We start from the raw sequence: 11078 nt of genomic DNA, 5'->3' as shown, positions 1-11078 counted from the left end.
ATTAGTACTCAATCAATCCTTACTCGCCCTAAACAATATAATGGTTATAATGTTACAACAATAATTAGAGAGTTTTTTTAATCATCTATATTTAAAATAACAAAAAAAAAAAATATTTTTTTTTGCAAAAATACTTTTAGGATGATGTATTATATAAATATTTAAGAAATGCGGATATTTATAAAACAAAAAAAGTATCAAACAGTCTTCACTGCTTAATACTTTTTTTGTATTGCTTGTTAAAACGAGCCACCATCCACAAAAGTGGTATAAATATGCTCGTCCGCCACTGGTTCCCCTTGGATCGATTGTACGATTTTCTCAGCTGCAACCATCCCCCATCGATGTTTCGAATAGGAGATCGTCGCTAAGCGCGGCTGCACAAAAGCGCCTAATTCCGTGTTATCAAACCCGATGATGCGGATCTCTTTTCCGATGCGATAGTCGGTCTCGCGGACATATTTGTAGACACCGATCGCCATTTCATCATTGAAGGCAAAGATATCAATGGGAAACTGGGGTTCATTTGCTAAGAGCTGTTTTGCCGCTCGATAACCAGAAGGTTCCGTGAAGTCACCAGGAATGACTTCATAAGGAATACCAAAGCGCGTCAATTCTTTCGTACTGGCTTCCAAGCGCTCCCGACTGTCGTAGCCTTTTTCTGGCCCTGCTAAGAGGAAGACTTTTTGGCTTTGTCCAGCGATCAAGCGATCGATCGCCAGCGCCGCCCCTCCTTTATTGTCTAACAAGACTTGATGGATATTTTCATGAGACAAGACACGGTCTAACACGACGATTTGATGCCCTCGTTGGGCGTATTGCTCGATTTCCTTTGCTGGAAACGTCCAATCCAAAATGATGGCACCGTCCACCATCCGCTCAGGAATAAACAAGTGTGATTTCTTGCCGCTGCAGACGATCATTTCATAGCCGAAAAGTTCCAGCCCTTTCTTGATGCCATCTAGCAATTCCCCATAAAAACTTCCGGCATAATCGGCGAGATAAACACCGATGATGTTGGTTTGTCTGCGTTTCAGTGTGCGAGCAGCCATGTTCGGAACATAGTTCAATTCGTTTGCGATCGCTTGAATCCGCGCACGGGTTTCCTCGGTCACTTTTGGACTGCCATTCAATGCATACGAAACGGTGGATATGGAGACACCCGCTTTTTGGGCAATATCTTTGATTCCTACCATGGCTTCTCCTTTCTTAACGATAGATATCGATCGTATTGGTTCGGTTTTCGTTTAATTTGGCGCAAAGCGCTGCTTTCTTCAGGACAAACGCACCTTGGCGGTAGCGATTTTCCGCAAACCCAGTGGACATTTCTTCGCCGTTGATCAATATTTTCGGCGTACTTGACGAATGATAGACGATTTCGACCGGCCGATCATAGAGTCGATACGTCAGTGTCAATCCTGCTAATTCCGCTGGCAAGACGGGATCAAGTTCAACGTGATCAACAAAGGTCCGAATGCCTAACACATTGCTGATCAACTGATTCATATAGATCCCCGGTCCACTAGAATAGATGCGCCAGCCGCCTTTGACGCCGACTGTTGCCTCCTTAAGTTTACCAAAATTTTCTTGGGCTTCAACCCTTGTTTTGAAATCGCCATCAGAACTACTGAAATACGCATTTGCTTGACGGATTTCCGCATTTTCGACCCGTTGAGCGATTTGGATCGGATTAATGACCCCAAGTGCTTGCCAAGTCTCTTCTTCTCGACCTAATTTCGCCATGGCCTCTGTAAAGCGGATGTGGGCGTGAACGTACTGCAAACCGATTTCTCGTCCAAAATTGGCTGCTTGTTCTGCCCGCTTGAAGTTGGTGCTGACACCCCCCTCATAAGTCGCTGGACGATTCATCAAGCGCACCCCATCTGGAAATTGCAAATGCTCCTTGATGATCGCCACATGATGCTCGGCTTGTTCGGGAGATAACAGCTCACCGATCATGCTTTGCTGCATCGGCAGCAAGCGGTATTGGATACCGGTTTTCTTGTCAGTCGGATGGACCATCAGTTCCACGTGCTCGCTATCTTCCATATAGACAAATCCTGGCAAAGTCCCATCAGCTAACATGTATTTTTCAAAGTCACGTTTGATTCCCGCAGACAGTTCCGTTAAATGTTTGGCATACTCTGGGTCAACTGACTGCAACTGGCTGGCTAATTTTTTCAATACTTCATAGGTCAAGGCAACGGTCCAACTGCTGGCCATTTGTTTCTTCAACTTGCTGTTATTCGGCTGCAAGGTGTCATCCCAATCGCCATCACCATAACAAGACAGGTACGTTCCTTCCAAGAAGTTCGCTTCGATATACGCCACTTCTTTTTTCAAATGATCAAACAAAGAAGCTTTGGTCTTGGTTTTCAAGAAGGTTGCGCGATCCGTATAAGGCAGTTCTTTTTCCAAAATCGCAAAATCTTTGGTTTTTTCGAGATAGTCACTAACGACTTTCATTGGCCAGACGATCACATCTCCGTGGCTCTCATCGGCTTTTTGTTTCTCATAGCGATCAAACATAAACCATTGTGGCCAGTTGCCGTCATCTGCAAATTGATTTTCAAACAAATGCTCGATGATGGACGCCACCATCTCAGGACGATTAAGTGCTAAGAAATACTCAGTCGGTCCTTGGGAAACGTCTCGAGTCCCCCAAGCAGCACCACCGTACTGTTCAAGACCATGAGGAGACAAGTAATGAACAAGCATATTATGGGTGTACCAACGTGCCAAATGATTGAAGGATGCGACATCCGCCTGCGAATGTTTCAATTCAAACTGATTCAACAAATCATCGACAAAGGCCGTATAGGCAGTGTCTTCTTGCTGGCGATCTAACGTTTCGGAAACAAAGGGTTCACCAGTCAGTGTGCCTTGGATCACGAAGGAAACCGTCGCCTGTTCTGCAAAGGTCAATACGGTCGTGCTATCGTCGGCTGCCACATTGAAAATCGTTTCATCGGTCAGTTCAAAAGGTTGAGCCGCATGGAGATAATACGTCAATTCTGGATATGTTTCTGCAATCGGTGAATCCGCTGATCCTTTGATGGTGAGCAACTGTTGATCTTGCGTAATGGTAACAGTCGGTACCGCTTCATCGATCCCCATCACAAATTGATTAGTGATGGCCCAGGTGTAGGCACGACCTTGTTCACTAGTGATGGTGGTTGCGATCGTGCGTCCATTTGCTTTCGTGAAGGTCGTTACTTGAATGACATCATCGGCTGTTTTGTAGTACCACGTCGCCGAATTTAAGCCCATTTCAAAAGCAGATGGCATCGTTAAAATCCGCCATTGATCGCCGTCTTTCAGATAGATCCGCTGACCGGAACGTTTGAAAAGATTCAATGAGTTGCGGCTATTACTCAATAATTTGTTCATGTTTGTATTGCCTAATACGATTTGGGAGTTAAACATCCCCGTCATGTAAACAGTCGTGCTCAAAATGGGTTGATCGACGATCAGATCTTGTCCGCTCAACAAAATATGCCCATGGGAGCGTTCCATCTGTCCTTCCTTTTCCTTCAACACGACATGGTGATAGTCAGGGGTAAAAAAGGAATACAGCTGTTCGTCAACGATTTCCACTGCTTCTTGCTGAGGGAACCGCACGTTGATTTCTTCTGTGGAAAATGTCAGCCCTGTGAGCGGTCGACCGAAGTTTTTTCGAGCCTGCGCCGTTGCCTGCAACGAGTCGAAGGACAAGGCTTGATACGTTTCTTTCAACGTTTCAAGTGCAAACTGCGGTTCATTGACTGCCGTCACTTGATTGGCTTTGACCGCTGCGTAAAAAACGATTTCCGTAGGTGTCTCACTTATTGTCAACCATTGCGTTTGCAGTGCCGTATAGGCAAATTCGTATTGATACACTTCATTGGCTAATGTCTCTTGGCTGAGTGCAGTTGGTTGATTCGTTTCTTTGTAGCTGCGACCGAAAAATTGATAGCCATCCGTCGAGAAGCCTTTTAAGGCTTGGAAGCTGCCCTGTTCCACCAATGGAAATTGACCATTTTGTGGTTGATTTTGGCGAGAAGATAGCACGATTTGATCCTTATCATGGCTAACATGATGGTCGATATATTGCGAAACGTAGGCTTCATTGGATTGAACAGCACCTTTGGCTGCGTTACCAAGATCTTGTCCGTAAACCAATTCCGCTTCCCCAGAACCACTCAATTGAACTCGCCAGAACCAGCAATCTTGTGCCAATTGGAAATCTACTTGGTAACTGATAGACTGGTACGTTCCAGTCCAAGTCAGCTGTTTGTCTGAGTAAGCAAAGGCACTGTTAGCATTTGAACCGATCAAGGGAATAAAGGACAACTCCCCCGCCTCACGCAGACGTAGATAGATTTGATTCAAACTGCCATCTAGCGCATTTCCGTTCAACTGATTGATCATCACACCGTGACTTTGGATCTCATATAAATCACCGTTTGGTAAAAATGTCACGGTCGTATTTGCGTTATTCATCACTATTTTTTTCGTCATAGAAACCTTCCTATCTTACCTAACTAATTGCAGGGTTGTTTGTTGGGTGTCTCGGCTGTTCCCACCAATCATGATGTGGAATTTCCCTGGATCACTGCTTGCTTGTTGGTTGCTGTGGACATAGCGCAGCAGTTCTTCCGTGATCTCAAATTGAACGGTTGCTGATTCGCCAGCCTCTAGCCAAATTTTCTTAAAGCCTTTCAGTTCTTTCACTGGGCGAACCACTTCACCGACTAAATCGCGAATGTAGCATTGGACCGTTTCCCAGACCGCTGCTGTTCCTTGGTTCGTAACCGTGATGGATGCCGTGACTGTTTGATCTTTGGTCATGGTCGGTTGATCCAACGTCACCGCAGAATACGCAACTGGGCTATAGCTCAAGCCGAAGCCAAATGGATATTTGGCATAATTGGAGACATCCAAATATTTTGAGACATATTTTTCATCCGGTGCACTTTCATAAGGACGACCGGTATTGTCAACGTTGTAATACACAGGAACTTGTCCAACGGTTTCTGGGAATGACATACTCAAGCGGCCGCTTGGATTGTATTCTCCCCACAGGATCTGAGCAAGTGCGTTTCCGCCTTCGGTTCCAGGGAACCAAGCCTCAACGATCGCTTTGGCTGCATCAACCCCTTGCAAATCAAGAGGACGACCGTTATAAAGGGTTACGATCAATTGCTCGTTGTATTCTTTCAAGGTTTCAACCAAGGACAATTGGGCTTGCGGCAAGCGAATGTCGCTGCGGCTGGCAGCTTCGCCGCTCATCCATTCCTGCTCTCCTAGTGCTAGGACCACTTTATCGGCTGCCTTCACTAATTCGATCGCTTCTTGGATCGCCGCTTCAGACGGTGCAAAATAATCAAAGGGCTCTTGACCAATCAACAGATCCGCACCCAAGGCTTGAGCACCCTCCACTAAGGTCACTACTTCTTCTTGTTTCCCTTGCCAAGACCAAGCCCCTAATAGATCACGGGAGTGAGCACCTGGGCCCACGATCGCCACTTTTTCGGTTTTCTGCAACGGCAAGACACCTTCATTTTTCAACAACACCATTGATTTCTTTGCGATATCGCTGGCGATCTCTCGGTGTTCTTGAGACAGAACAGTGGCTGCTTCAGCGGCTTCATCAGCGCCGCGGTATGGATTTTCAAATAGACCTAGTTCATTTTTCAAGGTCAAGATTCTTAGCACGGCTTCATCGACTAAGGCTTCCTCAACGGTGCCTTCTGCGATCAGCTCTTTCAAGTTATCAGTGTAGCAAGTCGTCATCATCTCGATATCGACCCCAGCTTTGATGGCTAGTTCAGCGGCATGTTTTTCATCCTCCGCTGCGCCATGAGCGATCACTTCTTTGATTGCTGCCCAGTCAGAGATCACAACGCCTTCAAACCCGAATTCTTCTCGCAAAACATCACGGAAAAGCCAGCGATTGGCCGTGGCTGGAATGCCGTCTACCGTATTAAAGGAGGTCATCACCAGCTTGGCACCAGCATCAAGGGCTGCTTTATAGCCTGGCAAATAACTTTCTCGCAGTTGGCGTTCTGACATATTGACCGTGTTGTAGTCGCGACCACCGATAGCCGCACCGTAAGCCGCAAAATGTTTGACGCAAGCAGCCACGCGGTTGAAATCCGTTCGCAGATCATCCCCTTGATAGCCTTTGACAAAGGCTTCAGCGAAGCGACTGTTCAAGTAAGGATCTTCCCCCGTTGATTCCATAACACGGCCCCAGCGTGGGTCTCTTACTAAGTCCACCATCGGTGAAAAGGTCACATGCAAGCCAGAAACAGCTGCTTCTTTGGCAGATACTTCCGCCATCTTCTCCGCTGCTGCCAAATCCCATGAACTACCTAATCCTAATGGAATCGGAAAAATCGTCCGAAAGCCGTGAATGATGTCCGCCATCAATATCGTCGGGATATTCAAGCGGTTATTTTCGATATACTCTTTTTGGACGCGGATCGCTTCTTTTGCACCAGAAACACCTAGCGTTGTTCCCGCATTGTTGATGTTCTCTTGTGTCAGTCCTAAGTCGCCCATTGGGCCGGTTTTCTCTTCTGCTTTATCTGAATAAAAAGCCGCTGCCAGTTGCAGCAACTGATCGATTTTTTCATCTAAGGTCATTTCTGAAAGTAGTTCGGTTAATTTCTGCTGTTCCATTTTTATTCATCCTTTGCTTTCTTCAAATTGGACTTCTGCTTCTAAAGGGAAATGATCGGAAGGAAAACGACGATCACAAGAATCCGTTAGACAGGCGGTTTTGACCACCGTGAAGCCTTTCGTATAGATATAATCAATTTCTTCTAGTTCTTGCCATGGTAACGTATAAATAAAATTTTGATAGGAGCCTTTGGGTCCGTGATGAGGCTTTTGTCCGTGTTCTTTGGCATTTCGAAAATGCTGCTCTAAGTACCGATGCACCCGCTCGGTTGGCTCCGCATTCAAGTCGCCCATTAGTAATACAGGATAGCGTTCGATCTGATCTGCCAGCTGCTCAAAGATCACTTTCATCCCTTCAAAACGAGCCATTTCTGAAATATTATCTAAATGGGTCGTGATGACAAGAAACGGCGGATTCTTTTTTTCCTGTAAGACTGCCCAAACACATAAGCGTGAATACGCAGCTTCTGGATGAATACTTGGTTCAGTCGGTGTCAATGACAACCAAAACGAACCTGAAGCTAATAACTCGAAAGTCTCTTTTTGATAATACAGTCCGATGCCTTCGCCTAAGCCATCACCATCTCGTTCAGCCGTGACGGAAGCATACTGCGCTAACTTTGCTAAATCTGCAAATTGGCTGGGACGAGCTTCTTGGATCGCCAGAACATCCCAGTCGTAGTAATCGATCAAGGAGCAAACCGCCTCCGATCGATAGTGCCATTGCCATTCTTGGTCATAGTCGGTATCGACTCGTAGATTGTAGGTTGCTACTTTCATCTTCATTCATTTCCTTTGAGTAATTTTTTGATTTGCTGCATTTCACGACGGATTTGTTTCGCTTCGCCGCCACCATGCCCTTTATTTAAGTAAATACGCAATTCTTTCGGTCCAGGAATCTTTTTATAGGAAACGAAGAAATCTTCCATGGGACAGATTGGATCAGCACTGCCGACCGATGTATAAACAGGACCAGTTATCTGATGAGCAAAATACTTCAAATCAAAATAACTCATGACTTGATAGATCGTTTCCCGCATTTCTGGAAATTGTTCGATATACTCTTGAATCACATGGTAACTTCCTGTTTTTTGTTCGATCCGATGGACAAGATTGGAGTGGCTTGGCACATCGGCAAACGTCGCAAAAATCGGGACGTTCGTTAATGCGTTGACCAATAAGGCGATGCCGCCTCCTTGCGAGCCGCCTCTTAAAATAATCCGCTGCGGATCGATTTCCGGTATCTGTTGAAGGACTTCTAGTGTGCGCAAACTATCTGCGACCAATCGCTTCATATAAAAATCTTCTTTTTTCAAGATGCCGCGTCCAAAAGGTGCTTCATGCTGCGTGGTTTCATAGGGAACCTGATCTTGCGTGCGTCCTCCTTGTCCACGATTGTCGATGACAAGACAGCCGCAGCCGATCAGTAACCAATGAGCGAATTGGAACGGTTCTTGCACATGATTCATATAGCCTAAAAAATCAATCACGATTGGACAATCTGCCGCTTGTTCTGGCAGCAGCAGATGCCCATAGATCGTTTCATTACCAAGACTTTGAAAAGAAATCGTAAAACAATCGATCCCTTTCAGCAAAGGCGCTTGTTTGGTTCTTTCAAAGGCTAGCGGAAGGGCGTCAAGTTCTTGTTGGACCGAAGCCCAAAAGCAGGATCGATCAATTGCGGTCGATTCAGTCATTTGTCTCTTCCCCCTTCGCTAATACTTTATTGAAAAACAACACCTGTACAAAGGCTGATCCTGAAATGCCTAAACAAACAAATAAGAATAGGTTTACTTTGCTGCACAATACAAAAACAATGATTGGGATCACCAGTAAAATGATCGCATTCGCCGTACTGCTAAGAACCGCATACGCCGTTTCTTTCGCTGTTTCTTGCAATGATTGCGCAAACAAGCTGTACAAGAGAACGAACACGACGAGATACAGCGCAGCCAAGCTGACGAGGATCACGGCTAAAACGCCAAAGTAAGGTGTAAGCATCATCAAGGAATAGATCAAACCGGCAAAGACTGCGACATACGCAATAACAAGACCTTCTAAGAAGAGACCACGTTTGAGGTTGCTTAAGAATGCTTGCTTGTATCGTTGCCAAATCGGGACATCTCGTTCCTTGTACAATTGATCGATCGTCTGATACAGCGCGATCAATGCTGGCCCTGCGAGAATCAGCGTCATTGCTGGAATCATAAAGAGAAAACTAACAATGATCATATCTGCTAAAAAAGCAAAGACCCGATAGTACCATCCTTCATAAGAAAATAGTCGATTCATTATGATCCTCCAATCAAAACTTGCTGATTTGTGCTGCGGGTGCTGCGTAAACTTGTTTCTTGCCTTCTTGTGATTTTGGGTCGTTTCTCATCGTACCGTTTTCTTGATTGCAGGTCTCACTACGTGAGCCAGTCGCAGTGATTCTTTGTATGGACACTACGCTCCCTGCGGTCGCCTAGTACTTTGAAACATCAGATTTTGCGCAAAGTGCGCGCAAAACCTGTGTTTCTTTGGTTGGTCACTACGCTCCTTACAGTCGCCTAGTACATTTCATCATCTGCTCGTCTCCGCTTTCGCTTCGCCTACAGTTGCACTAAGTAAAACACACTAAGTGCAGCTTGCATGTCTCACTACGCGAGCCAATCGCAGTGCTTCTTTGTATGGACACTACGCTCCCTGCGGTCGCCTAGTACTTTTCATCATCTGCTCTGTCTCACTACGTGAGCCAATCGCAGTGATTCAAAGTAAAGGGAGAGGAAAGGTCTTTTTTTGGCTTCCTTTCCTCTCCTATGGGGGTTATTCTAGTCGTTCGCGGTTTTCGGCCATTTTTTCAGTTTTAATGTCTTTGATTGCGTCCCAGTTGTTTGAATCTAAGAAGCTTTCAAAGTCGGTTAGTGTGCTGTCAAATGTTCCTTCATCTTTTGAACGAATCAATGAGATGATCGTGCTGTTGATTTTGGTTTTGATGGCTGTGTTTGAACGTGCTTCTGCAGTTCCGGCATCTGGATCCGTATTTTCGATCACAAAGTGTGGATACAATTTGCCTTCGCCCCATTCTTGCATTTGAGTCAACGCATTTTCGGTTTTGACTTTCAGTGCATTGACACGGTCGTTGTTAAAGTAGTTGAAACGGCTGATACCATATTTTTTGTTGTAGCCTTCGTTGTCGGTTTGTTCCATTTCTTTGATTTCTGGCAAGTAATCGATTTTGCCTTCATCGTTGTATTCATACGTCACGCCTTCAACACCGAATTTTGTCAAAATTTGTCCTGGTTCATCGATCAAGTACGTGAAGAGTTGAGTTACTTTTGCTGGATCCGCCGCATCTTTTGTGATGTAGTTGATCAACCAGCCAGAGATTCCTGTTTGGTTCAAGGTTGCTTCACGACCAGAAGTGCTGGCAGGTCCGTCGATTGCGATGTAACGCGTGTCAGAGTTTTTCATGAATTCGGTGAAGTTCCCACCTTGTCCGCTCGTTCCTGCTACTAAGATCGTTGCATAGTCCCCTTGTTTTACTTTTTCATCATAGGTTGGACCGTCATCGGTAAAGCTGTCATCACTGATGTTGCCGTCACGATACACTTGATTAAAGGTTTTCAACCATGAGATATATTCTTCATCTAAGTTACGATCGTAGAAAGCACCATCTTCATCTTCTAACGGAACACCTAAGAAGTCTTGCAATTTATCTAAGAATGGTCCTGCTGTTTCGCCGATCGTTGTGAAGCCCATCGGTGTCAAATCAGGGAATTTCTCGCTGATTTCTTTCATGACTTTCACATAGTTTTCTGGAGTCGAAACATCTGGTTTGCCCAATGCTTCATAGACATCTTCACGGATCACAAAGTTGTCGTTGACGGGAATATTGCCGCTTTCGTAGTCCGCTGCTGTGTTGGAATAGTTTGGATAGCCATAAGTTTTGCCATCATCTAAAGCAAACCATTTGAAGGTATCTTCGGTCACGACATTCATCAAATACGGATCGTATTGTTCCGCTAAATCGTTTAATGAGTATGCCCAGCTATCAGCTTTTGTGGCTGCTTGACTGGTTTTATCCATCAACGTCACGATATCAGGCATATCACCACTTGAAATCAAAGCATTTAATTTCGAATCATCACCTGAAATAAATTCAATATCAATGTTCAAATCTTTTTTGATTTGGGCTGTCGTCACATCTTCACCAAATGGCAATGCTGTCCAGTCTGAATTGATGTACCATGTGATCTTGGTTGGTTCTTCTTTGGTATCGAGTTTCCATGCTGGTGTCTTTTCATCTAACTCATACCGATCTTTGATAGAAAAATCCGAACTGCTGGCATTGTCTGAGCTGCCGCCACATGCTGCTAAGCTGAGTAATGCTGATGCTGCCAATAAACCGCCTACTACTTTTTTCATGT

The 11078-nt window shown here is 45.1% G+C and carries 8 protein-coding genes; all 8 read right to left on the bottom strand.

Annotated features, from left to right (window positions below; translation table 11 throughout):
* Positions 1-239: 239 nt before the first annotated feature.
* Positions 240-1196 carry a LacI family DNA-binding transcriptional regulator gene (locus tag IGJ74_RS01715; protein ID WP_087664807.1) on the bottom strand — a complete coding sequence of 319 codons (957 nt, stop codon included), beginning with the start codon at positions 1194-1196 and terminating at the stop codon, positions 240-242.
* Positions 1197-1209: 13 nt separating this feature from the next.
* Complete coding sequence (locus IGJ74_RS01710) at positions 1210-4500, bottom strand: GH36-type glycosyl hydrolase domain-containing protein (RefSeq protein WP_087664806.1); 3291 nt, start codon at positions 4498-4500, stop codon at positions 1210-1212.
* Positions 4501-4515: 15 nt separating this feature from the next.
* Positions 4516-6666 carry a glycoside hydrolase family 3 N-terminal domain-containing protein gene (locus IGJ74_RS01705; RefSeq protein ID WP_087664805.1) on the bottom strand — a complete coding sequence of 717 codons (2151 nt, stop codon included), beginning with the start codon at positions 6664-6666 and terminating at the stop codon, positions 4516-4518.
* Between the two features lie 6 nt (positions 6667-6672).
* Positions 6673-7452 (bottom strand): endonuclease/exonuclease/phosphatase family protein, encoded by a 780-nt coding sequence (locus IGJ74_RS01700; protein ID WP_087664804.1) that lies wholly within the window; start codon positions 7450-7452, stop codon positions 6673-6675.
* Positions 7449-8363 (bottom strand): acetylxylan esterase, encoded by a 915-nt coding sequence (locus tag IGJ74_RS01695; protein WP_016619627.1) that lies wholly within the window; start codon positions 8361-8363, stop codon positions 7449-7451. Before IGJ74_RS01695 ends, IGJ74_RS01700 begins: the two co-directional genes overlap by 4 nt.
* The gene (locus IGJ74_RS01690; RefSeq protein ID WP_005232377.1) at positions 8356-8958 is read right to left on the bottom strand and encodes a DUF624 domain-containing protein; all 603 of its coding nucleotides are present in this window, start codon (positions 8956-8958) and stop codon (positions 8356-8358) included. Before IGJ74_RS01690 ends, IGJ74_RS01695 begins: the two co-directional genes overlap by 8 nt.
* 13 nt (positions 8959-8971) lie before the next feature.
* Positions 8972-9115, bottom strand: a complete 144-nt coding sequence (locus IGJ74_RS01685) for a hypothetical protein (protein WP_176374311.1) — start codon at positions 9113-9115, stop codon at positions 8972-8974.
* 359 nt (positions 9116-9474) lie between these two features.
* A complete protein-coding gene (locus tag IGJ74_RS01680) occupies positions 9475-11076 on the bottom strand; it encodes a sugar ABC transporter substrate-binding protein (RefSeq protein WP_008376282.1) in 1602 nt (533 codons plus the stop codon).
* Between the last annotated feature and the right edge of the window lie 2 nt (positions 11077-11078).

It is taken from the genome of Enterococcus sp. AZ009 (assembly GCF_050548785.1).
In the GTDB taxonomy this organism is placed as follows: Bacteria; Bacillota; Bacilli; order Lactobacillales; family Enterococcaceae; genus Enterococcus_D; species Enterococcus_D entomosocium.
The sequence above is the reverse complement of the archived record's forward strand: the minus strand, read 5'-3'. Positions and strand labels throughout refer to the sequence as shown.